General features: G+C 62.6%; 20 protein-coding genes. 14 read left to right on the top strand and 6 right to left on the bottom strand.

Going from position 1 to position 24,251, the window contains the following annotated elements:
• The first annotated feature begins 1 nt into the window (after position 1).
• Positions 2 to 946 (top strand): HAD family hydrolase, encoded by a 945-nt coding sequence (locus M1E05_RS00190; protein ID WP_461164067.1) that lies wholly within the window; start codon positions 2 to 4, stop codon positions 944 to 946.
• Between the two features lie 24 nt (positions 947 to 970).
• Here the strand turns inward: M1E05_RS00190 and M1E05_RS00185 are convergent, their stop codons facing one another.
• A complete protein-coding gene (locus M1E05_RS00185) occupies positions 971 to 1,570 on the bottom strand; it encodes a MarR family transcriptional regulator (RefSeq protein WP_458112763.1) in 600 nt (199 codons plus the stop codon).
• A gap of 181 nt (positions 1,571 to 1,751) precedes the next feature.
• Here M1E05_RS00185 and M1E05_RS00180 point away from each other — a divergent pair, with 181 nt between their 5' ends.
• Positions 1,752 to 4,157: a phosphoketolase family protein gene (locus M1E05_RS00180; protein WP_461165303.1), complete on the top strand. Its 2,406-nt coding sequence runs from the start codon at positions 1,752 to 1,754 to the stop codon at positions 4,155 to 4,157.
• Between the two features lie 60 nt (positions 4,158 to 4,217).
• Here M1E05_RS00180 and M1E05_RS00175 read toward each other — a convergent pair whose 3' ends face one another.
• The gene (locus M1E05_RS00175; protein ID WP_247041291.1) at positions 4,218 to 4,709 is read right to left on the bottom strand and encodes an inorganic diphosphatase; all 492 of its coding nucleotides are present in this window, start codon (positions 4,707 to 4,709) and stop codon (positions 4,218 to 4,220) included.
• A 148-nt stretch (positions 4,710 to 4,857) separates the two neighbouring features.
• Between M1E05_RS00175 and dacB the strand changes: the two genes are divergently transcribed.
• From dacB to hpt, 4 genes are all read left to right on the top strand, one after another.
• A complete protein-coding gene (gene dacB, locus M1E05_RS00170; protein WP_461164066.1) occupies positions 4,858 to 6,345 on the top strand; it encodes a D-alanyl-D-alanine carboxypeptidase/D-alanyl-D-alanine endopeptidase in 1,488 nt (495 codons plus the stop codon).
• A gap of 82 nt (positions 6,346 to 6,427) precedes the next feature.
• Positions 6,428 to 7,546, top strand: a complete 1,119-nt coding sequence (locus M1E05_RS00165; protein ID WP_461164065.1) for a zinc-dependent metalloprotease — start codon at positions 6,428 to 6,430, stop codon at positions 7,544 to 7,546.
• Positions 7,547 to 7,641: 95 nt separating this feature from the next.
• Entirely contained in the window at positions 7,642 to 8,691 is a 1,050-nt protein-coding gene (tilS, locus tag M1E05_RS00160) for a tRNA lysidine(34) synthetase TilS (protein ID WP_461165302.1), read from the top strand.
• 30 nt (positions 8,692 to 8,721) lie between these two features.
• Positions 8,722 to 9,273 (top strand): hypoxanthine phosphoribosyltransferase, encoded by a 552-nt coding sequence (hpt, locus tag M1E05_RS00155; protein WP_461164064.1) that lies wholly within the window; start codon positions 8,722 to 8,724, stop codon positions 9,271 to 9,273.
• A 48-nt stretch (positions 9,274 to 9,321) separates the two neighbouring features.
• On the opposite strand, the gene M1E05_RS00150 is transcribed toward hpt, so the two are convergent.
• Positions 9,322 to 9,699 (bottom strand): YegP family protein, encoded by a 378-nt coding sequence (locus M1E05_RS00150; RefSeq protein ID WP_458112767.1) that lies wholly within the window; start codon positions 9,697 to 9,699, stop codon positions 9,322 to 9,324.
• 248 nt (positions 9,700 to 9,947) lie between these two features.
• On the opposite strand from M1E05_RS00150, the gene M1E05_RS00145 reads away from it, so the two are divergent.
• A complete protein-coding gene (locus tag M1E05_RS00145; protein WP_461164063.1) occupies positions 9,948 to 11,045 on the top strand; it encodes an alanine racemase in 1,098 nt (365 codons plus the stop codon).
• A gap of 31 nt (positions 11,046 to 11,076) precedes the next feature.
• On the opposite strand, the gene M1E05_RS00140 is transcribed toward M1E05_RS00145, so the two are convergent.
• The 3 genes from M1E05_RS00140 to M1E05_RS00130 are packed head-to-tail and all read right to left on the bottom strand — an operon-like array spanning position 11,077 to position 14,624.
• Positions 11,077 to 12,111, bottom strand: a complete 1,035-nt coding sequence (locus tag M1E05_RS00140; protein ID WP_461164062.1) for a LacI family DNA-binding transcriptional regulator — start codon at positions 12,109 to 12,111, stop codon at positions 11,077 to 11,079.
• A gap of 17 nt (positions 12,112 to 12,128) precedes the next feature.
• Positions 12,129 to 13,709 (bottom strand): glycoside hydrolase family 43 protein, encoded by a 1,581-nt coding sequence (locus tag M1E05_RS00135; protein WP_461164061.1) that lies wholly within the window; start codon positions 13,707 to 13,709, stop codon positions 12,129 to 12,131.
• 6 nt (positions 13,710 to 13,715) lie between these two features.
• On the bottom strand, positions 13,716 to 14,624 hold the full coding sequence (locus tag M1E05_RS00130; protein ID WP_461164060.1) for a DUF6807 domain-containing protein: 909 nt from the start codon (positions 14,622 to 14,624) through the stop codon (positions 13,716 to 13,718).
• Positions 14,625 to 14,908: 284 nt separating this feature from the next.
• Here M1E05_RS00130 and M1E05_RS00125 point away from each other — a divergent pair, with 284 nt between their 5' ends.
• The 7 genes from M1E05_RS00125 to ftsH all read left to right on the top strand — a co-directional run bounded on the left by M1E05_RS00125 (position 14,909) and on the right by ftsH (position 24,244).
• Positions 14,909 to 16,213 (top strand): ABC transporter substrate-binding protein, encoded by a 1,305-nt coding sequence (locus M1E05_RS00125; RefSeq protein ID WP_461164059.1) that lies wholly within the window; start codon positions 14,909 to 14,911, stop codon positions 16,211 to 16,213.
• A 32-nt stretch (positions 16,214 to 16,245) separates the two neighbouring features.
• Positions 16,246 to 17,199, top strand: a complete 954-nt coding sequence (locus tag M1E05_RS00120) for a carbohydrate ABC transporter permease (protein WP_458112773.1) — start codon at positions 16,246 to 16,248, stop codon at positions 17,197 to 17,199.
• A 10-nt stretch (positions 17,200 to 17,209) separates the two neighbouring features.
• Positions 17,210 to 18,118: a carbohydrate ABC transporter permease gene (locus M1E05_RS00115; protein WP_458112774.1), complete on the top strand. Its 909-nt coding sequence runs from the start codon at positions 17,210 to 17,212 to the stop codon at positions 18,116 to 18,118.
• Positions 18,119 to 18,190: 72 nt separating this feature from the next.
• Positions 18,191 to 20,218, top strand: coding sequence for a pectinesterase family protein (locus M1E05_RS00110; protein WP_461164058.1), 2,028 nt, complete (start codon positions 18,191 to 18,193; stop codon positions 20,216 to 20,218).
• 1 nt (position 20,219) lies between these two features.
• Positions 20,220 to 21,725: a pectinesterase family protein gene (locus M1E05_RS00105; protein ID WP_461164057.1), complete on the top strand. Its 1,506-nt coding sequence runs from the start codon at positions 20,220 to 20,222 to the stop codon at positions 21,723 to 21,725.
• Between the two features lie 72 nt (positions 21,726 to 21,797).
• Positions 21,798 to 21,977: a PspC domain-containing protein gene (locus M1E05_RS00100; RefSeq protein ID WP_458112777.1), complete on the top strand. Its 180-nt coding sequence runs from the start codon at positions 21,798 to 21,800 to the stop codon at positions 21,975 to 21,977.
• Between the two features lie 200 nt (positions 21,978 to 22,177).
• Positions 22,178 to 24,244, top strand: a complete 2,067-nt coding sequence (gene ftsH, locus M1E05_RS00095) for an ATP-dependent zinc metalloprotease FtsH (RefSeq protein WP_458112778.1) — start codon at positions 22,178 to 22,180, stop codon at positions 24,242 to 24,244.
• The last annotated feature ends 7 nt before the right edge of the window (positions 24,245 to 24,251 follow it).

Genomic DNA, 24,251 nt, shown 5'->3' with positions numbered 1-24,251 from the left:
AATGAGTACATTGACTGAAACCTCAGTCGCTGGCAACGATGACCGGCGAAATGAAAATAAGAGAAACAAACTGACCGCCTTTCTGCCCGATGCTGCCAGCCAGCCAACGAGCCAAAAGGGCAACGGCCACGGGCACAACGGCAGCAACGGTTTCAAACACAAGCTGATGGTTGCCCTGGACGTGGACGGCACCCTGGTGGACCACGATGGCCACATGTCCGCCCCGGTCCGGGAAGCGGCCCAGGCCGTAGTTGCGGCCGGTCACGAAGTGATGATCGCTACCGGCCGTTCGCTCAACGCCACGCTTCCCATCATTGAGCAGCTTGGAATTGAGACCGGCTACGCCGTGTGCTGCAACGGGGGAGTGACCCTGCGGCTGGACCCCGCCCACACGGACGGCTACAAGGTCCTCCACAAGGCAACGTTCGACCCCGGCCCTGCACTCCGCGCACTGCGGGAACGTCTCCCCTCGGCCAAGTACGCGCTGGAGGATGCCGACGGTAATTTCCTGTCCACGGAGCGGTTCCAGGACCCCAGCTTCGGTGTCGAGGCCATCGGCGTCGACTTCCACACCCTGCTCCAGGCAACGGCCGTCCGTGTGGTGGTTTTCAGTTCAGAGAACACGCCGGAGGAATTCACGGAGGCGATCCAGCACGTTGGCCTGGCCGGCGTGACGTACTCCGTGGGATGGACGGCCTGGCTGGACATCGCCGCCGCCGGGGTCACGAAGGCGAGTGCCCTTGAGCGGATCCGAGGCCACCTGGACATCCCCGAGCACCGCACCGTGGCCATCGGGGATGGCCGGAATGACATCGAGATGCTCGATTGGGCAGGCCGTGGTGTAGCCATGGGCCAGGCGCCGGATGAAGTTGCGGCAGCGGCGGATGAAGTCACACTTTCTGTCTACGACGACGGCGCTGCCCACGTGCTGCGCAGCCTGCTGTAGAGGGGACGGGCCGGCTCTACAGCGTCAGCGCGCTTCCAGGATCATGTGCAGCAGCCGTGCAGCAGCGGGGCGGGCGGCATGTTCATCAGCCCATTGGGCCCTTGCCACTGCTTTGCTGACAGCCTGTGTGGTGATGCCCAGTTCTTCGGCCACAGCTTTCTGCTGCCCCCGCACTCCGGGTGTGAGCAGATCCAGCACCCGCCATTCCGCAGGGCTCCTGCCATGCACAATGTTGCCAAGGAGCCGCAGCACGGCCTCGGCCTCCCCGGACAGGTCCGCCAAGGGCCCTTCGACTGCCACCGGTACCCTGTCCTTGCTGTTCCGCAGCCGGTCCACCGCCCGCCGCGCATAGATGAGTCCATGACCGGACGCGTCCTTGATCTGATTGGGCAGGGGTTCATTGACTGGCCCCACACCTATCCCCACAAACCAGCTGCCGCAACGCAGGGCGATCAGGGCGGCCTCCACTGCCTGCTCAGGGGCGTCCACAATGCCCTGGACTTCGTCCTCCACTGACCGATCGAAATCCAGGCGCGCGGGGATGTGGCGCAGGTCCTTGAGGAGCTGCGGAACCCGGTCACCATCGCGCCGGCTGTCCCTCTGGTTGATGGTCAGCGTGAACATTGTGGGTCAAAGACTACCGGCTGCCACTTAAGAGGCAAGTTGAATTCTTCGCCGGTGCGACGGATCCCGGGCCCGAAACAAGAATTACGCTGCGCAGCAGAACACGGTGGCTCATAGGTTGTGCCGGCGCAATGAAGATGTTGCCATGGGAGTTGGCATTGCCGGCAATGGTGAGGACGTCATGGATCAGAACACGGGCACATCAACGACGACGGAACTGGACCTCGTGGACCGCTGGTGGAGGGCAGCCAACTATCTCTCAGTGGGCCAGATCTACCTTCGTTCCAACCCCCTCCTCTGGAAACCCCTGAGCGCGGAGGACACCAAGGCCAGGCTGCTGGGCCACTGGGGTACTACGCCTGGCCTGAACTTCGTTTACTCCCACCTGAACCGGGTCATCCGGCGGGACCGGCAGGAGATGCTGTTCATCGCAGGCCCGGGCCACGGCGGACCTGCGGTGGTCGCCAACGCCTGGCTGGAAGGGACTTACTCCGGGATCTACAGCAACGTAGGCAACGACGAACAGGGGCTGGCCGAGCTGTTCCGACAGTTCTCCTACCCGGGCGGAATCCCCAGCCATGCGGCTCCCGAGACGCCCGGCTCCATCAGCGAGGGCGGCGAACTGGGGTATTCGCTTGCGCATGCCTACGGGTCGGTATTCGATAACCCAAAGCTGATCACCGCCGTCGTTATCGGTGATGGCGAGGCGGAAACCGGCCCACTGGCTGCTAGCTGGCACTCCCATAATTTCCTGGACCCGGTGGCTGACGGCGCCGTCCTGCCCATACTGCACCTGAACGGTTACAAGATCGCCAACCCCACGGTGCTGGCCAGGATGCCCGAAGCCCAGTTGGAACAACTGCTTCGCGGCTACGGACACTCGCCGCACTTTGTCACAGTGGATGACCCTGACAACACGGTCCAGGCGCACCGGGACTTCGCCACGGTGCTGGACAAGTGCCTGGCCGAGATCCGCGCTATCCAGGAGGAGCGCCGGACCGAGCAGGATTCACCAAGGGATGCCGCGCCGAACGATGCTGCCCCGCAGTGGCCCATGATCGTTCTGCGCTCGCCGAAGGGCTGGACCGGTCCCCGGATAGTGGACGGGCAGCAAGTGGAGGGGACCTGGCGCAGCCACCAGGTCCCTCTGGACCAGGTACGCACTAACCCTGATCACCTCGTACAACTGCAGGAGTGGTTGGAGTCTTACCGGCCCGAAGAATTGTTCGACGACGACGGTGGCCTCCGCGCCGACGTCGCCGCCAACGCCCCCGAAGGTGAGCTGCGGATGAGTGCCACTCCCTACGCGAACGGCGGCGTCCTGCTCCGCGACCTGAAGCTGCCGGACTACGACCAGCATGCCGTCGAGGTTTCCAGACCAGGGGTGGAGCGTGTGAGCCCCATGATCGCCCTGGGCTCCTGGCTGCGCGACGTCATTGCCGGGAACCCGGAGACGTTCCGGCTGTTCGGCCCTGACGAAACGGCCTCAAACCGGCTGCAGAACGTCTACGAGGCCACGGACAAGGTGTGGCAGTACAGGATTGACGCCCTGGATGAACACCTTGCCCGCGCCGGACGGGTCATGGAAGTCCTCAGCGAACACTTATGCCAAGGGTGGCTGGAAGGATACCTGCTGACCGGCCGCCACGGAGTGTTCAGCTGCTACGAGGCGTTCATCCACATTGTCGATTCCATGTTCAACCAGCACGCGAAGTGGCTCAAGGTCCACCGGGCGCTTCCCTGGCGCCGGCCGGTGGCATCGCTGAACTATCTGCTGTCCTCCCACGTCTGGCAGCAGGACCACAACGGCTTCTCACATCAGGACCCCGGCTTTATTGACCACGCCGTGAACAAGAAAGCTGAGGTCATCCGCGTGTATCTGCCACCGGATGCCAACACCCTGCTTTCCGTGATGGAGCACTGCCTGCGCTCCAGGGATTACGTGAACATTGTGGTGAGCGGCAAGCAGCCCTCACCCACCTGGCTTGGACCGGAGGAAGCCGCCCATCACTGCCAGCGTGGACTGGGGATCTGGGAGTTTGCCGGCTCGGAAGTCCCAGGCGAGGAGCCCGACGTCGTACTGGCCTGTGCGGGCGACGTGCCCACTTTGGAGACGGTTGCGGCGGCGGAACTTCTGAAAGCTGGAGCTCCCGGACTGAAGGTAAGGGTTGTCAACGTAGTGGACCTGATGCGGCTCCAGGATGCCGGAGAGCATCCTCACGGACTGACATCCCGGGACTTCGACGGCATTTTCACCGCCGCTAAACCCATCATTTTTGCCTACCACGGCTACCCTTCCCTGATCCACCGGCTGGCCTACCGGCGTACCAACCAGGAAGGCCTGCACGTTCGTGGGTATAAGGAAGAGGGCACCACCACCACGCCCTTCGACATGGCCATGCTTAACGGGATTGACCGCTTCCAGCTCGCCATCGATGCCATCGACAGGGTGCCCGGACTCACGGAAAAACACTCGCTGTTGCGCCAGTCGCTTCAGGACCGCAGGATCAAGGCACGGAACCACACCAGGAAGCACGGTGAAGACCCGGAGGAAATCCGCAACTGGTCACGAGCTGGCCGGCCTTAAACGTTCGACGGCGGTGGTGGGGTTCGAAGTGAACCGCACCACCGCCGTTGTGGTTGAGCGTCAGTGCCCTGCTGCCGGAACGTAGCGCTTGATGGAGGCTTCGAGCTCGGCTTCGGCTGCGGCGCGGTCCGCCCAGCCTTCGGCCTTGACCCATTTGCCGGGCTCAAGGTCCTTGTAACGCGTGAAGAAGTGCTCGATTTCCTTGATCAGGAATTCGCTCACGTCGGTGACTTCCTGGATGTGGTCGAAACGGGGATCCGCCGGAACGCACAGGACCTTGGCGTCTCCGCCGCCGTCGTCGGTCATGTTGAAGACGCCAATGGGGCGGGCCTCAACGATGACGCCCGGGTGGAGATCGAAATCCTGCAGGAGCACCAGTGCGTCCAACGGGTCGCCGTCTTCACCCAGGGTGTTCTCGAAAAAGCCGTAGTGGGTGGGGTACTGCATGGACGTGAAGAGGACGCGGTCCAGGCGGACTCGGCCCGTCTCGTGGTCGACTTCGTACTTGACGCGTGATCCCTTGGGGATCTCGATGGTCACGTCATGCTTCATGGAATGCTCCTCGACTTCAGGGGGTTCGCGGCACTCGTGACCTTCTGCTAAGGAGTGTCCGTGCCGCCGACTACTATTGAGGATATAGCGAGAGGCCCAGGTTTTCTGAACTAGTGGGGACATTCAGGACTTAAGGACCAGCTGCAGTATGAAAGACATCACCGGCCTGTCAGGCGTAAAAATGGCCCTGCGTGACACCCTCGGAGTCCTCCGGCGGCACTACCCGCTGATGCTGCTTACCCTCCTCGTTGCAGCCCTCGCCGTCCCTGCCGGTATGGTCATCGCCCCCGGCTTCACCGGCCAAGGGCTGTATCCGGCACAGCCGGCCCCTTCGATTCCTCCTTGGCAGCAGGCCCCCCGCGATCTTTCCCGGCCGGACGGCATCGAACCCCTCAGCGGATCCGCTCCCGTTCCTTGGCCGGACACTCTGGCCGCCCAACTCAACGCCACCCTTAAGCCCGACGGCGGGGGAAGCTTCACAGGGGTGGTCCAGGACGCGGCCACGGGCCAGGTGCTGTTTGACCGGGGCGGGGCGGAAAACCGGGTTCCGGCGTCGAACGTGAAACTCCTGACGGCGGTAGCGGCACTGAGGTCGCTCGGTCCGGACCGCCGTTTCAGCACTAAGGCTGTGACGGGCCCCACGGCTGGTTCCGTCGTGCTCACGGGTGGCGGAGACGTGCTTCTTGCGGCCGGTGCATCATCAGGGAAGGACGCCCTGGGATACGCGGGGCTTGCCACGCTGGCTGAGCAGACAGTCCAGGCGCTGAAGGCCAACAGCGCAGCCGGGACTGTCTCGGTACTGCTTGACGATTCCCTCTTTACCGGTCCCGCCCTGAGCCCGGCCTGGAGCCCGGACGACGTTGCGGCGGGGGAGGTTGCCCCATTGTTCCCCCTGGCGCTTAATTCCGCGCGGTTTGAGCCCGGCGTAACCACCGGCCCGCGCCCTCAGGACGCCGCCCTGATTGCGGCGGAGGCATTCTCCGCACAGCTCACTGCCTCCGGCGCCGCTGCAGGGCTTACGGTCGCCCCGGGCGTGCAGCGGGCCCCGGGTCAAGGACTCCAGGGCAAGGTGCTGGCAGAGGTGCAGTCAGCCACAGTGCGGGAACAGGTAAACCTGATGCTGGAAACCTCGGATAACTATCTAGCCGAGGCCCTTGGGCGGATGGCTGCCGCCGCTTCAGGCTTGCCTGGAAGTAACGACGGCGCCACCACCAACGTTATCGAGCAACTCAGCAGGCTGGGCATCCCCACTGGCGGCCTGCGCCTGGCCGACGTGTCCGGACTGACCTTGGCGAACCAGGTAACAGCCCGGCAGCTCTCTGAAGTTGTTCGCGCCATTACCTCAGGGGAGGACACCAGGCTCCGGGCGGCACTGGACGGGTTTCCTGTTGCGGGCCTGACCGGAACACTGGGGGCCCGCTACACCGAGGGTTCCACCGCATCCGGCGCAGGACTGGTGCGGGCGAAGACCGGCACCCTCAACTCCGTCATCGCGCTCAGCGGTTACGTGGTGGATGCCGAAGGAAGGCTGCTGGTGTTTTCCTTCATCGGCAACGATCTCACTCCCGGGGCGGCGGGAAACCGGGTTGCCTTGGACCAATCCGCGTCTGTTCTTGCATCCTGCGGGTGCCGCTAGCCAGAATCCCCGGAAGCCGCTTTGGTTCGCCGTTGGGCGAACTTAAGGACGCACGGCAGCGGGCTATGGTGTGATGGAAGTTATGGAGTCTTCAGCAGGCGAGTCAACAGTTCCGGCCCAGGCGCTCATCAATTGGGAGCTCGCCGCTTCCACCGCGGCGAGGCTTGCTCCGGCCGGCCCGTCACTGGGGTCCTCAGAGATCGGCTCGGCCGTGGAGAACCTTCGTTTCATGGCCGACGTCTCAGTACCCCACGTCCACGACATCACCGGGCTTGAAGCCGCGCGGGACCTCAGGGATTCCTCAGTCCTGGTCGTGGACAGGGCATCCTGGTCCAGGGCCAACACGCAAAGTTTCGCGGTTATGCTCAAGCCCGCGATCGAAAAGCTCCTTGAAAGCAGACGGGGCACGCTCACCCCGGGAGCCGCGGCGGTGAGCGGAGCCATTACCGGCAGCCAGCTCGGCGCCATCCTGGCCTTTCTGTCCAGCAAGGTGTTGGGCCAGTACGACCCCTTTTCAGCCTTGGCCGAGGACTCCAATGCGCCGGCTGGCGGACGGCTGCTCCTGGTCGCTCCCAACATCATCGCCGTAGAGCGCGAGCTCAACGTCACCCCGGAGGACTTCCGGCTCTGGGTCTGCCTGCACGAACAGACGCACCGTGTGCAGTTTGCGGCTGCACCTTGGTTGCGACACCACATGCTCAGCCAAATCGACGATCTCAGCGGCCATCTCCTCGGCAACGTGGATTCGCTCATGGAGCGGGCAACAGCTGCCGCGCGCTCCCTAAAGGACAGGTCGGCGTCGGGAACTACGCCAGGCCGTGGCGTCATTCTGGACCTGCTCCAGGACCCCGAGGAAAAGGCCGCCATCTCGCACTTGACGGCCGTGATGAGCCTCCTTGAAGGGCACGCCAACGTGGTGATGGACGCCGTCGACGCCAGCATCGTCCCGTCCGTTAAAACCATCCGGCAGCGGTTCAACGACCGTGGCAAGGACCGCGGAATTGTGGAAAAGTTCATCCGCAACCTGCTCGGCCTGGACGCGAAGATGCGGCAATACACCGACGGCGCCAAGTTCGTCCGTGCCGTTGTTGAGGCTGCGGGCATGGAGGGCTTCAACCGGGTCTGGGAATCCGTGGATCACCTCCCCACGGAGCCTGAAATCCACGACGCCAAGATCTGGCTCGACCGAATGGGGCTCTAATTACCGTGCCAGGCGCTGGATCAGGCGCTGTGCTCGGGACGGGCGGACGACGGCGTCCCGGCCGTCTTGCTCCCGTCGTCGGGACCGCCCGGAAGATGTTGCAGGACGCCTTAGCCTCCGCGGGCTACCCGGAACAAGTGCTCGTGGCGTGCAGCGGTGGCCCAGATTCACTGGCACTGGCAGCTGTTGCGGCCTACTTTGCCCGGCGAGGACATGTGGACGGGCACCGGGTCTCGGTAGGCGCAGTGGTTGTTGACCATCAGCTCCAGCGAGGCTCGGCGGACGTTGCGGCCAAAACTGCAGTTACGCTGGAGGAACTGGGCCTCTCCCCAGTCGTGGTGCGGGTGGTCGACGTGGCCACGCCCGGCGTGGGCCCCGAAGCTGCCGCCCGCGACGCCCGGCACGCCGCGCTCGAGTCGGTGGCGGACGCCGTCGGAGCCGGCGCCATCCTGCTGGGCCATACCCTGGATGATCAGGCCGAGCAGGTGCTGCTGGGCCTAGCCCGAGGATCGGGTACCCGTTCGCTGGCGGGGATGCGTCCGGTCCGGGATCGTCTCCTGAGGCCTTTCCTTGGCCTGCGTCGGGCTGAAACCCTGGAAATTTGCGAGGTGGAAGGGTTGGAGCCTTGGCATGATCCCAGCAATGCAGATCCTGCCTTTGCCCGCTCCCGCACCCGGGTGGAGGTCCTCCCACTGCTGGAGGAAAAGCTTGGCCCGGGGGTGGCTGAATCCCTTGCCCGCACGGCCTCCATCCTGCAGCTCGACGCGGACTACCTGGAGGACGTGGCGAACACGACGTATGAGCTGTTGGCTCAGCGTTCCGGACCGGACCTGACCTTGCCGGAGGAAGAGCTGCGGGAACTTGCCCCGGCCATCAGGTACCGGGTCATCGCAAAGGCAGCTGCCGCCGTCGGGGGCCAACAGCCCAGCTACCAGCGGCTCCTGGCAGCGGAAGCCCTCCTGCGGCGGAAGGGCTCAGCGGGGCCGGTGGAACTGCCTGGAGGAGTCAGCGTGTACAGGCTTTCCCTTGCGCAGATCCTGGCCGAAGACCAGCTCAACCGGGAGACTGGCAGGCGCCCCGTTCCCCGCGAAGGCGCACGCTGTGGGAAGCTAGTATTCCGGTCTCACAAACCGCCCCAGAAATAGTCGCACCCCGTATCTACACAGGAGCCATTGGTGGATTCAAACGACGTCCAGGCAGACCTTAAGCACGTTCTCTACACCAAGGAACAGATCCAGCAGCGTATTACCGAGCTCGCTGCGGACATCGACAAGGACTACGAGGGACGCGAGCTCCTTATTGTCGGCGTCCTCAAGGGTGCAGTGATGGTCATGGCTGACCTCGCCAGGGCACTCCACAGCCACGTCTCCATGGACTGGATGGCTGTTTCTTCCTACGGCTCCGGCACCCAGTCCTCAGGCGTGGTCCGGATCCTCAAGGACCTTGATACCGACCTCATGGGCAAGGATGTGCTGATCGTTGAGGACATCATCGACTCCGGCCTCACCCTGTCCTGGCTGAAGACCAACCTTGAATCCCGCGGCACCGCATCAGTGGAAATCTGCACGGCCTTCCGCAAGCCCACGGCCGCGAAGGTGGAGATCGACGTCAAGTACGTCGGGTTCGACATTCCTAACGAATTCGTGGTCGGCTATGGCCTGGACTACGCCGAAAAGTACCGCAACCTTGATTTCGTAGGCACCCTGGCGCCGCACGTCTACGAGTAACCCACCAGAGTCTCAAAATCGGGAAGGGGTCTGAGACCCCACACAGTCTCAGACCAGGTGGGTCCAGCGGGGCCCCGTTGCCGCCTGGCGCAAGGTCCTTGCACGCGTCCGGAAATGGTCAGCTGCTGTTCTGTGATCACCAGGTCTGAGATCAACCCTCTGATGATCATCTCTTTGCCGGTCTCCACTTGGGCGCCGTGTGTCAACGGCAAGCGCCGGTTCCGGAGTGCGCGTGGACAGACCAGCCGGACACAGGTCAGTGATGAGTCCCATTCCCGCGTACTCACGTACGGCAGTAATGCCGGCCACCGCCGCGGGTTTGTCCTCAAAGGCCATGGAGACAGCCATGATGGTTCCATCCGGAGCCTTGAGTCGGAACCTGAAGTACGATTCCGAATCAACGAATACCTCAAACGATCCTGTCATGACTATCCTCTCCGGTCTGCGGACTCTGGCCGACGGCGTCATCGCCAAGAGCCGGAACGCGTCGAGGCGTTCGCGTCGCACGTGGTTTGGCCGAACGAATTCAGTCGATTACGTTCAATCGCCACGCGGATCCGTTCATCAGGTGAGAATGAGTCTGTCGCAGGCTGGCCATTCCGGCAAGACTTACCGCGTAAACCGCAGGTAAATTCCCTGCAACTCCAGCGGATCTTGACTAAAGGAGGCCCTCAATGACTGTTCCCGCTGAGATCACCACCCCTGGCGTCATGATCGACGTCGACATACTGGACCGAAATATCGCCAGGATGGCGTCGGCCACCAGCAACCGTGGCGTCAACTTGCGGCCTCACGCCAAAACCCATAAAGTCCTGGAAATTGCGGCCAAGCAGCTCGCCGCAGGGGCCGTGGGGCTCACTGTGGCAACTATCGGTGAAGCCGAAGTCTTCGCCAATGGCGGAGTGGAGGACATCTTCATCGCTTACCCCCTGTGGGTGGGCGTCCGGCAAGCCGAAAGGCTCCATCGCCTCGCGGAGAGCGCCCGCATTACGGTAGGCGTGGATTCTGCCGAAAGCGCCGCCTTCATGGCCAGGAATCTCGGAGCCGACGCGGGAAAAATCGCAGTCAGGGTGGAGCTCGACAGCGGCCACCACCGCAGCGGCGTCCATCCCGACTCAGCCGCCGTCGTCGCGTTGGCAGCAGCCGAGGCCGGCCTCAACGTCACAGGGGTGTTCACCTTCCCCGGCCACAGCTACACGCCCGGAATGCCCCGTCAGGCTGCCGGGGAAGAAGATACGGTCCTTCGCCACGCCGCGGCGGCCCTTGCTTCCGCAGGCTTCACTGAGATGGAGCTCAGCGGCGGATCGACGCCAACCGCCCTTCTGGGCGGGGAAACAGCAGCCACAGAACTGCGGCCGGGTGTCTACGTTTTTGGTGATGCGCAGCAGCTCGAGCTTGAGCGGTGCAGCCCCGGGGACATCGCACTCACAGTCGCCAGCACGGTTGTCAGCCACCATAAGACCGGCCCGGAGGAGCCCGGGCGCTTCATCATTGATGCCGGAAGCAAGATCCTGGGCAGCGACCGTGCCCCGTGGGCCACCGGGTATGGGCGGTTGCTCGACTACCCTGCAGCGAGAATCATCGCGCTGTCGGAACATCACGCCACAGTGCAGTGGCCACAAGGAGCGGCAATACCGGAACGCGGGCAGCGGCTCCGGGTCATTCCCAACCACGTCTGCCTGACCATGAACCTCGTCGACGAAGTGAGTCTGGTCAGAGACGGGACGTTTAGTGGCACATGGGCAGTTGCCGCCCGGGGCAGGAATAACTGAACGCTGTTCCTCTAGCCAAGCCGGGGAACACTCAAGCAGGCTGCGGGTACGGTGCGGTGGAGCCCCTCTGGATCAGCTCCGTCGCCAGTTCTATGGAGCGTGGACCGGCTGTGGCGTTTTCGATCTGGTCCACCAGCATGCCGACGGCGAGCCCTCCCATCTGCTCGGAAGGCTGCCGGATGGTTGTCAGGGGCGGTGATGTCAGGGCTGCCTGGGCAATGTCATCGAAACCAACCACGCTGAGCTCCTCAGGCACCCGGATTGACCTCACCGCGGCGGCACTCATCAGGCCCAGCGCCTGAAGGTCGTTCCCGGCGAACACAGCGGTGGGCCTCTGATCCAGATCCAGGAGTTCCCCGCCGAGCCGGAGTCCGGCCTCAATGCTGAAATTGCCGTCGCGCACAAAATCGGGATTCAGCTCGATCCCTGCCGACCTGAGCGCTGCGGCATAGGCGGCATAGCGGGCCGGACTGTGGACGGAATCAGCGCCGCCGCCGGTAATCATTCCGATCTCCCGATGTCCCAGCTTGAGAAGATGCTCGACGGCGAGCATCGCCCCGGAGAACGACGCCGGCCCAACGCTCGGAATTGCGAGTGCCTCGCTGCCTTGGGGGTCAAGGGCGACGGCGGGGATGTTCAGCGAGCGCAGTGCCGTCACCAATCGTGACCCTCTATGGGGAGCCAGCAACATCACCCCGGCGAGCTGATTCGTTGAGGAGCGCCGGAGTTTCCGCCACTCCTCTGACGACACATGTTCCGTCTTGGTGCACAGCACGTTGTAGCCCTGGCGGGCAGCGGCGGCCTCCGCCCCTTTGAGGATCTCAAGCACCCAGGGGCTGTCGAAGTTGTTCACCACGAGTTGCAGCAACCGTGCACCGTTGACCTGGGTTTTTCTCTTGTTGTAGCCCAGTTCTTCGACGGCGGTGTTGACGCGGTCCCGGGTCTCTTGGGAAACATGGGCACGGCCATTGAGGACTTTGGAGACCGTTGGAACGGACACACCCGCAGCCGTTGCCACATCCGCAATGGTGGAGCGGGGAGCGGGCGTGGATGGTGGGGTGGCCAAAGTGGAAGTCCTAGGAGTCATAGTTGTGCGGATCCCGCAAACTCCGGCGATTGTTCCTGTGCAGTACGTGCGGCTTCCAGCTGTACTGACCCCACGATAACATCGCCCGTCCCGCTGGAACCTCTGGGCGAGGTGGCGAAGATTCCCAGCTCCGCCCCGATCCAATGGCCTTTCGCCAGGGTGAATTCCCAATCCTGCTCGTGCCATTCGCCGGTTCCCCGCGGACGCCATGCGAAATGCGCCCGATGCTTTGCATCAGTGCGGACCCGCAGCTCTATTGCACCGGCCGGGAGGTCCACCGGGGCCCCAAGCGGTTCCTCCTGTGGCGTGCTCCCTCCGGTGCCAGCGGTCAGCTGCACCCCGGTTGGGGTTCTCCTGAGGCCAAGCCAGGCGTACTCCAATCCCAGCACCACCACACCGGCCCGGGTTCCCGCCGGAACATCGCCCAGTTCGATTGACGTGCTGAAGACCGACGGGACACCCGGAAGGATCTGGCCCAGGACGTTCGGCAGCTCCCGGAGGTTGCCGGGATCGTTGGGCTGGCAATGCAGGATGGCCCGCCCGTCGCCGGGCAGGGCCAGCCAGTCCGCCTGGGGGTTGGCCTGCCAATGCCATTGGTTCCCTAAGGTCCTTTCACGGAAGTCGTCCGACGCCGGGAGGTGGACGGCGTCGGGAGCGGTCCCGCGTGGATACGCGTGGGTCAGCACCGGAGTCCCGGCCGGAGCGTTAGCGGTCCGGGCACCCATCCACGGCCAGCCGTCGTCGCCCCATCCCATGGGCTGAAGATGGACGACGCGGCCGTAGGGGCCGCGATCCTGGAAATGGAGGAACCAGTCCTGGCCAGCAGGGGTGGTGACCCAGGCGCCCTGATGGGGGCCGTTGACAGGGCTGTTTCCCTGCTCCAGGACCTTACGCGCTTCATAAGGTCCGAAGGGCGAGCGCGCGCGGAACACTGACTGCCATCCCGTGGCTACTCCTCCGGCGGGTGCAAAGATCCAGTACCAGCCGTCGCGTTTGTAGAATTTGGGTCCCTCGATGGTGGTGTATCCCGGAAAATCTACGCCCTTAATAACGTGGGTGCCGCTGTCCAGTAGCCGGGAAGCGTCTGGGCTCATTCGATGCACCGTCAAGACGTTCTTAAGTCCGATCCTGCTCTTGGCCCAGCCGTGGACCAGGTAGGCCTTACCATCCTCATCCCAGAGGGGGCAGGGATCGATGATTCCACGGCCGGGGTAGAGCAGGTGCGGTTCGCTCCAGGGACCCTCTGCCTTCTCCGAATGGAGCACGAATATGCCGTGGTCCGGGTCCGGGTAGAAAATCCAGAAACGGCCGTCGTGGTAACGGAGCGCCGGCGCCCAGACCCCGCTTCCATGCCGGACCAGGGAAAAGTGGTCCACAGGCGGGAGTGCTTTGAGTGCATGCCCAAGATGCTCCCAGTCCACCAGATTGCGCGAACGGAGGACAGGCAGTCCAGGGGCGCGGTTGAAACTGGACGAAATGAGGTAGAAGCAGCCATCCACCTCGATGGCATCTGGATCTGGCCAGTCGGCATTGAGGATGGGATTGTTGAACGTGGGCTGGCGGTCTTGGGAAGTCACTGGATCCTATCGATGGGTGAGGGCCGGCTGGGTAGTCTGCCGGCGGAGCGTCGGATGAAGGTCCAACAGCCTCCGGGCAAGGGCGGGGGAGTCCACAACCCCGTCCATCACGACGGCGTGAAGGGTCAGATTCAGCGGGTTGTGCCGCGAGACGGTCCTGCTGTTGTCCCAGGCGACGGCGGGGCCGGCCCCCAGATAACCTTCGGTCCGCAGGAACCAGGGAAGAGCCTGTCCAGGATCCTGGGCCAGCACTACGCTCGCCCGCCTTCCCGCGACGATTACCGCGAGAGACAACCAGGGTGAAAGTGAGCCGTGGGCAAGATCAGTGCCGGTTCCGGCTTCAGTCAGCACCAGTTCCGCGCGGGCGTCCCGGGGGAAGCGCCAAAAGATGCCGCCGTATCCTGCCCCCGCCCTTCCTTTGACCGCTGAGGAGGATACGTCAAGGCGGTCCAGTTGGTCCGCGGGCCTGATGGTGGAACTGATGCTCATGGCCCAAGCCCGAGGATCAGTGTGCCTCATCACCTGGATGCGACGGCGCTCGATTGCCTGCACGCCGCCGTCGGCTCCGATCCAGTCCAGATTCTCACTGATGGAGTCCTTTCCGGAATAGACATCAGTGACCTGCTGCCGGCCATGATTTGCCAACAAAACCGAGCCTTCCCCTGGCTTGAACGTACGCCCACCCCAGTAATTGCTGCCGCTTACGTCGGAGAAGGCTACTGAAATGCCCAGGTGATGCGAATGGTCCGGAGGCTCGGAATCTGTGACCAGCGTGCCTGACAGGGTTTGGACCGGGTGCAGGAAAGGCCGCGGAGACTGCCTGCCGTCCAATGCACTTCCGCTCTGATAGCGGAGAATCCCTGCCCCGCCGACTGTAAGGTCCACGGCATTGCTGTGATGGTGACCGGGGACCATTGCAGTTCCTTTCGTCCGGAAGTTCGTGGGTTGGATGAGACTAACCAATCGGAAATAAATAGGCAAGTAGTCAGAAAGTTTCCTAATGAACGAATTTCCCGGCATGTGTTGACAGTCACAGCAGTTCCTTGCTAGAAATCGTTTACTGAGCCGAACGTAATGGGGGAGTGTCGGAACGTTCCAGGTCTTCAGTCCACCAGTTCCTTTCAGAAACTTTCGTCCCCACTCCTCCGTTCCCTACGGGCTTCCAACAGAAACTTTCAAATCAGAGAGGTTGTCATTCGATGAAGATGACACAGCAGCTCCACTCCCGCAGAACCGTCCTTGCAGCCGCCGGGCTCACGCTTGGCCTGGCCCTGACCGGCTGCGCCGGTTCGGGAAACCCGGCTGGCCAGAACGGCACGGTGGAACTCAACTTCGTGTTCTGGGGTGATGCCAACCGGGCGAAGGTCACTGAGGCTGCACTCCGCGTCTTTGAGGAGAAGAACCCCGGCATCACGGTCAAGACCGAATACCAGGACAGTGGACCCTACGCCGACAAGCTGGCTACGCGTTTTGCGGGCGGAAATCCGCCGGACGTCCTCGCGATGGCGAACCGCAGCCTCCTCGAATACGCCCAGCGCGGCGCTCTGGCAGACCTCAAGACTCTTCCGGAACTCAAGCTCGACGCCGTACCGGAGACGGTGCTCAGCCGCGGAACCGTCGACGGCAAGCTGTATGGACTGGCCACCGGAGTAACAACAATCGGCATGGTGGTCAACAAAACCATCACGGACCAGGCCGGGGTGACCATTCCCGACGACAAGACCTGGAGCTGGGAAGACTACGCCAAGTTCGCCAGCGAAGTGACCCGGAAGACCGGTGGAAAGGTTTACGGCGCAGGCTATGACGTGGCCACCGAAACCGGGCCGATCCTTCTCGCCCGCCAGCGTGGCGAGGACTTCTACACCAAGGACAACAAGCTCGGTGTCAGCGAGGAGACTATCCGTGACTGGTTCCAGTACAGCGTGGACCTTCGCAAAGCCGGGGGATATCCACCCGCAGGTTTCTTTGAGCAGATCGGTGGATCGCCCGCCCAGTCTTACCTGGCCAAGGGCACCGTTGCCTCCCAGATCATCCCCATCAATAACTTCAAGGGCTACAACGATGCTGTAGAAGGGGACCTGGTCCTCCTTCGGATGCCCGGCGAAACCACGGCTGAACGGCGGGGCTACTCCGCTGATCCCACCATGCTGTGGTCAGTCGCTGCAAAGTCCAAGCACCCAAAGGAAGCAGCAAAGCTGGTGGACTTCCTGACCAACGACACCGACGGCGCGGCGCACACCCTGACGCAGCGCGGCGTGCCGATCAATCCCGACGTTGCTGAATCCATCACGTCCAAGCTCAGCAAGGATGACAAAACGTTCGTTGACATGATGGCGGCCATCCAGGAGGACGAACTCCCTGAGGCCTACGTCTACCCCAAGGGCGCAAGCGTCGTTGCCGACACCCTCAAGCAGCTGACTACAGAGGTGGAGTTCGGGCGGATCAGCCCGGCCGATGCTGCAAAGACCTTCCTTGAGAAGAGCAATGCAGCCACTAACAAGTAGCCCGGCCGTCCTCGCGATTGGAGCCTGAGACCATGTCGGTCCTGACCAAACAGCCAAAGACCCTGCCGGCGGGTCCCGTTGCGGACCCGCCCGGTCGGGGCTCCCGCAAGGTTTCTTCCCGGAAACGGCAGCCGTCCGGTTACCTGTTCCTGCTGCCGTGGTTCATAGGCATGCTGTTCACGGTGATCCCGTTCTTCGCTTCGCTGTATCTGGCTTTCACGGACTACAACCTCTTCAACCAGCCGGCCTGGGTGGGGCTGGCCAACTTCGAGGCCATGTTTGAGGACCCGAGGCTCTGGCAGTCGCTGAAGGTCACCTTCATCTATACATTCGTGTCAGTTCCCATCTCGCTGGCCGCGGCCCTGGCGGTGGCACTGGTGCTGAACCGCGGTATCAGGGGCCTGCCGATCTACCGCTCCGTTTACTACCTTCCCTCCCTCCTGGGCGGGAGTGTAGCGATCGTCATGCTGTGGCGCTACATCTTCGGCAATGACGGCATCGTGAACAGTTTCCTGGGGCTGTTCGGCATCCAGGGGCCCGCCTGGGTCACTGACCCCGAGTTCGCCCTGAGCACCCTGATAGTGCTCAACGTCTGGACCTTTGGCTCACCCATGGTGATCTTCCTCGCCGGACTCCGGCAGGTTCCGTCGATGTACTACGAAGCCGCGTCCATTGACGGAGCCTCGAAATGGCGCCAGTTCCGAAGCATCACCATTCCGCTGATCAGCCCAATCATCTTCTTCAACCTGATCATGCAGCTCATCGGTTCGTTCCAGACGTTCACCCAGGGCTACGTCATGAGCGGCGGCACGGGCGGCCCGGCGGATTCCACACTCTTCTACAACCTTTACCTGTACCAGAAGGGCTTCACCGAGTTCGAGATGGGTTATGCCTCGGCTATGGCCTGGGTGCTGCTGATGATCATCGCGATTTTCACCGCCATCAACTTCATCGCGTCCAAGTTCTGGGTCTTCTACGACAATTAAGGCAACCGACATGGCTTTGCTAGATCTTCCCTTGAAACGGTCACAAAAACAGCCGCAACGGAGCCCCGCCATCCCGGACGGGGAAACTGAAGGAACCCCCGCCCAGCGCTTCACCAAACACCTCATCCTCTGTCTGGTGGGGCTGGTGATGCTCTATCCGCTGCTGTGGCTCATTTCCAGCTCGGTCAAGCCCAGTGAAGACATCTTCCGGCAACTGGGCCTGTGGCCGCAGAACTGGAACTTCGCAAACTATGCCGAGGGCTGGACGGCCCTGAACCAGCCTTTCCACGTGTACCTCTTTAACTCCCTGATCATCGTGGTGCTGTCCATCGTGGGCAATATCTTCTCCTGTGCCCTGGCCGCCTACGCGTTCGCCAGAATGGAGTTCACCGGGCGGAAGCTCTTCTTCGCCTTGATGCTGGGGACACTGATGCTGCCCGGCCACGTCCTGCTGGTGCCGCAGTACATCATCTTTTCCCAGCTGGGCTGGCTGGACACCTACCTTCCCCTGGTGGTGCCGAACTTCATGGCCACCAACGCGTTCTTCATCTTCCTGATGGTCCAGTTCATGAAGTCCCTGCCGGTCGAGCTGGATGACGCAGCGCAGATCGACGGCTGTGGCCCCTTCCGTACATTCATCAAGGTGATCCTGCCCTTGTGCGTCCCGGCCATGGCCACCACAGCGATCTTCACGTTCATCTCCACTTGGAACGAATTCTTCGGGCCTCTGATCTACATCCAAAACCAGGACCTGTACACCGTCCCTCTGGCGCTCCGGGCCTTCATGGACTCCGAAGGCCAGAGCATGTGGGGGCCCATGTTCGCCATGTCCGTGGTGTCCATTGCGCCCATCATCGGCTTCTTCATCGCGGGTCAGAAGTACCTCATCAGCGGCATCGCTACCACTGGCCTGAAGTGACGGCGTCGGCCATTCACTGAACTCCGGCGTCAACGCCGAACCAGCAAGTAATCACACACAAAGGAGTATGGGATGAAAGTTCTATCGATGTTTGGCGCCCTCATGGCGGCGAGTCTGTTGGGGGGACTGGCGGCGGCTCCTGCGCACGGTGCGCCACCCCACAACGTCGCGGGAGCGCAGAAGACGGGCACCACCGACGACGACGGCCGGGCGCAGGCGCTCTGGAAACAGGCGCCTGACGGCTTCGCTGCGCTGCCCGGGAACGGGCTCAGCGGCACCACGGGAGGCCAGGCCGGCCGGGTGGTCAACGCCGGGACCTTCGAGGAGCTGAAGAGCTATGCGGCGGCAGCAGAACCCCTGGTGATTCTCATCCCGGGCTCCATCAAACTTGAGTCGTATTTCAAGATCCCGGTGGCGTCGAACAAGAGCTTCATCGGTGTGGGCGACAGTCCTGAGCTTGTCAATGGAGGCTTCAAGCTCATCAATGTCTCCAACGTCATCTTCCGGAACTTCACCATCAGGGATTCCTACATTCCAGGCGACTGGGACGGCAAGACAGGGGACCACGACGGGATCCAACTGGACACAAGCCACCACGTGTGGGTGGACCACATGGCCTTCGAGCGCCTGGGCGACGGCATGATCGACACCCGCAAGGACTCGGACTTCCTGACCTACTCCTGGAACGTTTTCGCGGACCATAACAAGGCGCTCGGCGTGGGCTGGACGAACAACGCAGTTACCCGGATGACCCTCCACCACAACTGGATACGCAACACCGTCCAGCGCAACGCCAGCCTCGACAACACCGCCGCTGCCCACGTTTACAACAACTACCTGGAGGACATCGGCCAGTACGGCATGATGGGCCGGAACGCGGCCAAAGTCGTGGTGGAGAGCAATTACTTCGACACTGTGGCAGATCCCATCGTCGCAAAAGACCCCGCAACACAGGTGGTGAGCCGCGACAACATCTTCAAGGGCCAGACCTACGGCCGCAAGGACAACATCGGCGTGGCGTTTGAGCCGTCGTCCTTCTACCAGTACCGGCAGGACGCGACGGCGGACGTCCCCAGGATTGTTTCGGAAGGTGCGGGTCCCCGGAACTCTTCCGCGAAGGTGCCCGGGGCAAACATCACCGTGGCTCTCGATGGTACAGGCGATTTCGGAAGCATCCAGGCCGCGATCGGAGCCATCCCGGACCACAGCACCCAGGCACGCACCATCACCGTGAAACCCGGCGTCTACCGGGAAGTGGTTAATGTCTGGCCTGACCGTAAGAACGTCACCATTACTGGAGCGACAGGCAACCCGGCCGACGTCGTTCTCAGCTACAACACCGCAGCCGGCCAGCCGAAGTTCTTCGGCGGAACGTGGGGCGCCAAGGGCAGCCCCACCATGACCGTCGCCGCAGACAACACGACGGTTACGAACCTGACTGTCGAGAATACGTACGACGAGGCCGCAAACGGCTCCAGCCAGGCGCTCGCCGTCCGCTCCGTCGGGGACAAGGTCACGTTCGAGAACGCACGCTTCCTCGGGAACCAGGACACCTACCTGGCAGACACCACCGGCCGCGATGCCAGGGCACGCACGTATCTGAAGAACTGCTACATCGAGGGCGATGTCGACTTTATCTACGGCCGCGGCACGGCCGTCCTGGACGGCTGTACCGTTCATTCCCTCGACCGGGGCAGCGCAACGAACAACGGCTACATCGTGGCCCCAAGCACCAAGAACTCAAACCCGTACGGGCTGCTGATCATCAACAGCAGGCTGACCGGTGACGCAGCCCCCGGGACCGTCAGCCTCGGCCGGCCCTGGTTCGCGAGCAGCGATCCTGATGCCCACCCCCAGGCCGTCATTCGTGACTCGTGGCTTGGCGCACACATCGCCGAGCAGGGCTGGGCGGATATGAGCGGACACTCCTGGACGGAAGGGCGGTTCGGGGAACACAGCAACAGCGGGCCGGGAGCCTGGCTCAACGCTTTCCACCCGCAGCTCGATGTTGCCGGAGTGCAGCAGTTCACCATTGCCAATTACCTGGGGGACTGGACGCCGTATGCCGGAGCACAGGCGCTGACAGAGGCGGGCAACTGAAATGACCGCGAAATGTGCACTTTTTCAGGCAACGGCCATCACCCCGTCCCGCAGATCCGTGCTGACAACAGGCCTGCTCGGGGGAGGGCTGGTGGCCGCCACCTCCCTGGGAAGCGGAGTTTCGGCCGCGGCGGCCACAGATGGCTTGCGATACGGCCCTGAGCCCAGCCTTGGGGAGAGCGGATTCGACGAGGCAGGGTTGCCCAACAGCAGCGCCCTGGGCGGAACGGTCTGGTCCCACCAGCCCGCAGGATTCGCGTCGCTGCCCGGACTTGGACTCGACGGAACAACCGGGGGCGCCGGGGGAAACATTGTCCACGCCCGCACAACTGCAGAATTGCGGAGCTTCGCTAACGCCAGCGAGGCGCTCGTGGTCATCCTGCACGGCAGCATCGTCTTCGATGCCTATGAAAAGCTGCGGGTCCAGTCGAACAAGTCCTTCCTTGGCGCTGGTTCTGACGCAGAAGTGGTCAATGCCGGCTTCAAGCTCATCAACATTGCCAACGTGATCTTCCGGAACTTCACAGTGCGAGATTCGTACATCCCGGGAGATTTCGAAGGCAAGCGGCCAGATAACGACCGCGACGGAATCCAGGTGGACACCTCGCACCATATCTGGGTGGACCACATGTATTTCACCCGGCTGGGGGACGGCCTGGTGGATACCCGCAAGGATTGCGACTACGTGACCTATTCGTGGAACGTCTTCGCGGACCACAACAAGGCCATCGGGGAAGGCTGGACGGAGAACGTCGTTACGCAGCTGACCTTCCACCACAACTGGATCAGGAACACGCATCAGCGCAATGCCAGTCTGGACAACGTGCTGGCCGGCCATGTGTACAACAACTATCTGCAGGACATTTCAAGCTACGGAATGCTGGGCCGCAACGCTGCCAGGCTCGTCGTCGAAGGGAACTATTTCCAGGACGTCAGGAATCCGCTGAACATCCAGGACGCCGAAGGTGAACTGGCTGCCTCGGGAAACATTTTCGAGGACTGCGCGGGAGAGAACAGTCCTTCCAGCGGGGCCGCATTCGATCCGGCGGCGAGTTACCACTACAGGCCTGACCCTGCCGAGGCGGTCCCCGCCCTCGTCGGCAGGTTCGCCGGTCCGCTAGGAGGGACCGTCACGCCTCCGGCCGGGGTCATCACTGTTGCCCTGGACGGCTCAGGCGACTACGGGAGCATCCGGGCAGCTGTTGGGTCCATCCCGTCCGGTTATTCCCGGCCGGTCACCATCCGGCTCGCTCCTGGGGTCTACGACGAGCCTGTAGTTATCTGGAAGGACCGTAGCAACATTACGTTGGAGGGCAGGACCGGCAACGCAGCCGACGTCGTTCTTACCTTCAAAGAGGGGGTCACCCTTCTGGTCGCCGGAAACAGGACTGCCGTGCGTCATCTGACAGTCACATCGGGAAAAATCCAAACGGGTTTTGTAGTCCTGACCACCGGTGAGGATGTTTCCTACGAGAACGTGACCGTCCTGAACGGGCTTCACGGATAGGGGCCTCATAAGGCGTGCCTTCGTGCCGGCTCGATGGTTCCCTCCGTTGAGCCGGCCCGTTAGCATGAGCGCATGGACGCAACCCTGGTTCGACCCCGGAATGGCAAGATCATCGCAGGTGTCTGTGCAGCACTCTCTGCACGCTTCGGCATCCCCAAATTCATCGTCCGCCTGGCCTTTGTGATCTTCGGCCTGGTGGGTGTAGGAGAGCTGGTTTATATTGCCCTGTGGATCCTGATCCCCAAGGCCTGATCGACGGAAAGCTGGCGAGGATGCAGGCTCACAAACCCAGCCTTTTTGTGCTGCAACAGCTACGCCCATAGGGAACTTTTGCGCTTCACCGTGCGTGAATTACTCCGTACGGTGTATAGCTAGTAGCTGACGCAGTACCTCACGCGCGCGCAATTGCGCCGTGCAGCACTACCAGGAGGGACGGGGCGAGCCCCGAACAAATGAAAGCTAAGAGTTTCTTCAAGGGTCCGGGAATTTGGATCATTGTTGTTGTCGCAATGCTCCTGCTGGCCTTTGCCACCCTCGCCCCCGGCGGTGCCTCACGAATAGACACGGATAAGGGCCTTGAGCTGCTTTCGCAGAGCGGCCAGGTGGAACAGGCAAAGATTTTTGACGCCGAGAACCGCGTGGACCTGACCCTCAAGGACAACCTGACCATTGACGGTCAGGACAAGGGCAAGAGCGTCCAGTTCTTCTTCGTCAATGCCAGGGCGGACGACGTCGTCAAGGCAATCACCGACGCCAAGCCGGCCAACGGCTACACGGACCAGCCGATCGAGAGCAACTGGTTCTCAGGCCTGTTCTCCCTCCTCGTCCCGGTTATCCTCCTCGGCCTCCTCTTCTGGTTCCTGCTGTCCCGTATGCAGGGCGGCGGCTCCAAGATCATGCAGTTCGGCAAGTCCAAGGCCAAGATGGTCAGCAAGGACATGCCGCAAGTGACCTTCATCGACGTCGCCGGCGCCGACGAAGCTGTTGAGGAGCTTCAGGAAATCAAGGAGTTCCTGCAGGAGCCCGCCAAGTTCCAGGCTGTGGGAGCCAAAATTCCCAAGGGCGTCCTCCTGTACGGCCCGCCGGGCACCGGTAAGACCCTGCTGGCGCGTGCCGTAGCTGGCGAAGCAGGCGTTCCGTTCTTCTCCATCTCCGGCTCGGACTTCGTTGAGATGTTCGTGGGTGTCGGTGCGTCCCGAGTCCGCGACCTCTTCGAGCAGGCCAAGGCCAACTCACCGGCCATCATCTTCGTTGACGAGATCGACGCCGTCGGCCGTCACCGCGGTGCCGGCATCGGCGGCGGCAATGACGAGCGCGAGCAGACCCTTAACCAGTTGCTGGTTGAGATGGACGGCTTCGACGTCAAGACCAACGTCATCCTGATCGCGGCCACTAACCGTCCCGACGTTTTGGATCCGGCGCTCCTGCGCCCGGGCCGCTTCGACCGGCAGATCTCAGTTGAGGCTCCGGACCTTGTGGGACGCGACCAGATCCTCCAGGTTCATGCCAAGGGCAAGCCGATGGCGCCGGGCGTGGACCTCAAGGCTGTGGCCAAGAAGACTCCGGGCTATACCGGTGCTGACCTCGCCAACGTCCTGAACGAGGCAGCCCTGCTGACGGCACGGTCCAACGCCAACCTGATCGATGACCGCGCCCTGGATGAAGCGATTGACCGCGTCATGGCGGGTCCGCAGAAGCGCAGCCGCGTCATGAAGGAACACGAGCGCAAGATCACCGCCTACCACGAAGGCGGACACGCCCTCGTTGCCGCAGCCCTGCGGAACTCGGCGCCGGTCACAAAGATCACCATCCTGCCGCGCGGGCGTGCGCTCGGCTACACCATGGTGGTTCCGGACAACGACAAGTACTCGGTAACCCGCAACGAACTGCTGGACCAGATGGCCTACGCCATGGGAGGCCGCGTCGCTGAGGAAATTGTGTTCCACGATCCCTCCACGGGGGCTTCCAACGACATCGAGAAGGCCACCTCTACGGCCCGCAAGATGGTTACTGAGTTCGGCATGAGCGAACGCGTTGGTGCAGTGCGCCTGGGCCAGGGTGGCGGCGAGCCGTTCCTGGGCCGGGATGCCGGGCATGAGCGCAACTACTCAGACCAAATCGCGTACATCGTCGATGAGGAAGTCCGGCGGCTGATCGACCAGGCGCATGACGAGGCTTACGCCATCCTCACGGAAAACCGGGACGTCCTGGACTACCTGGCCCTTGAACTTCTGGAACGGGAAACCCTGAACCAGGCCGAAATCGCCGACATTTTCCGTGACATCCGCAAGCGCGATTTCCGCGAGGTTTGGCTGTCCAAGGAGTCACGTCCGGTACAGATGGCGGGCCCTGTTGAGTCGCGCCAGGAAAAGGCTGCACGCGAAGCCCAGGAGGAGGCCAAGGAGGCCCGTCTGGATGAGCCGCTGGACGCCCAGCCTCCGCATCCGCAGGGTGTGGCAGGCCAGGAGGTCTTCGAGGGCGGAACCGACGTCGGGCCCGATGTGCCCGGCCACGGCTAAACTCGTC

It is taken from the genome of Arthrobacter sp. R4-81 (genome assembly GCF_054792365.1).
The sequence above is the reverse complement of the archived record's forward strand: the minus strand, read 5'-3'. Positions and strand labels throughout refer to the sequence as shown.

What these genes read in the sequence shown, in the direction of transcription:
- M1E05_RS00190 (WP_461164067.1), top strand. Translation starts at nt 2, where the DNA reads ATGAGTACATTGACTGAAACCTCAGTCGCTGGCAACGATGACCGGCGA.
- M1E05_RS00185 (WP_458112763.1), bottom strand. Translation starts at nt 1,570, where the DNA reads ATGTTCACGCTGACCATCAACCAGAGGGACAGCCGGCGCGATGGTGAC.
- M1E05_RS00180 (WP_461165303.1), top strand. Translation starts at nt 1,752, where the DNA reads ATGGATCAGAACACGGGCACATCAACGACGACGGAACTGGACCTCGTG.
- M1E05_RS00175 (WP_247041291.1), bottom strand. Translation starts at nt 4,709, where the DNA reads ATGAAGCATGACGTGACCATCGAGATCCCCAAGGGATCACGCGTCAAG.
- dacB (WP_461164066.1), top strand. Translation starts at nt 4,858, where the DNA reads ATGAAAGACATCACCGGCCTGTCAGGCGTAAAAATGGCCCTGCGTGAC.
- M1E05_RS00165 (WP_461164065.1), top strand. Translation starts at nt 6,428, where the DNA reads ATGGAGTCTTCAGCAGGCGAGTCAACAGTTCCGGCCCAGGCGCTCATC.
- tilS (WP_461165302.1), top strand. Translation starts at nt 7,642, where the DNA reads ATGTTGCAGGACGCCTTAGCCTCCGCGGGCTACCCGGAACAAGTGCTC.
- M1E05_RS00150 (WP_458112767.1), bottom strand. Translation starts at nt 9,699, where the DNA reads ATGACAGGATCGTTTGAGGTATTCGTTGATTCGGAATCGTACTTCAGG.
- M1E05_RS00145 (WP_461164063.1), top strand. Translation starts at nt 9,948, where the DNA reads ATGACTGTTCCCGCTGAGATCACCACCCCTGGCGTCATGATCGACGTC.
- M1E05_RS00130 (WP_461164060.1), bottom strand. Translation starts at nt 14,624, where the DNA reads ATGGTCCCCGGTCACCATCACAGCAATGCCGTGGACCTTACAGTCGGC.
- M1E05_RS00125 (WP_461164059.1), top strand. Translation starts at nt 14,909, where the DNA reads ATGAAGATGACACAGCAGCTCCACTCCCGCAGAACCGTCCTTGCAGCC.
- M1E05_RS00120 (WP_458112773.1), top strand. Translation starts at nt 16,246, where the DNA reads ATGTCGGTCCTGACCAAACAGCCAAAGACCCTGCCGGCGGGTCCCGTT.
- M1E05_RS00115 (WP_458112774.1), top strand. Translation starts at nt 17,210, where the DNA reads ATGGCTTTGCTAGATCTTCCCTTGAAACGGTCACAAAAACAGCCGCAA.
- M1E05_RS00110 (WP_461164058.1), top strand. Translation starts at nt 18,191, where the DNA reads ATGAAAGTTCTATCGATGTTTGGCGCCCTCATGGCGGCGAGTCTGTTG.
- M1E05_RS00105 (WP_461164057.1), top strand. Translation starts at nt 20,220, where the DNA reads ATGACCGCGAAATGTGCACTTTTTCAGGCAACGGCCATCACCCCGTCC.
- M1E05_RS00100 (WP_458112777.1), top strand. Translation starts at nt 21,798, where the DNA reads ATGGACGCAACCCTGGTTCGACCCCGGAATGGCAAGATCATCGCAGGT.
- ftsH (WP_458112778.1), top strand. Translation starts at nt 22,178, where the DNA reads ATGAAAGCTAAGAGTTTCTTCAAGGGTCCGGGAATTTGGATCATTGTT.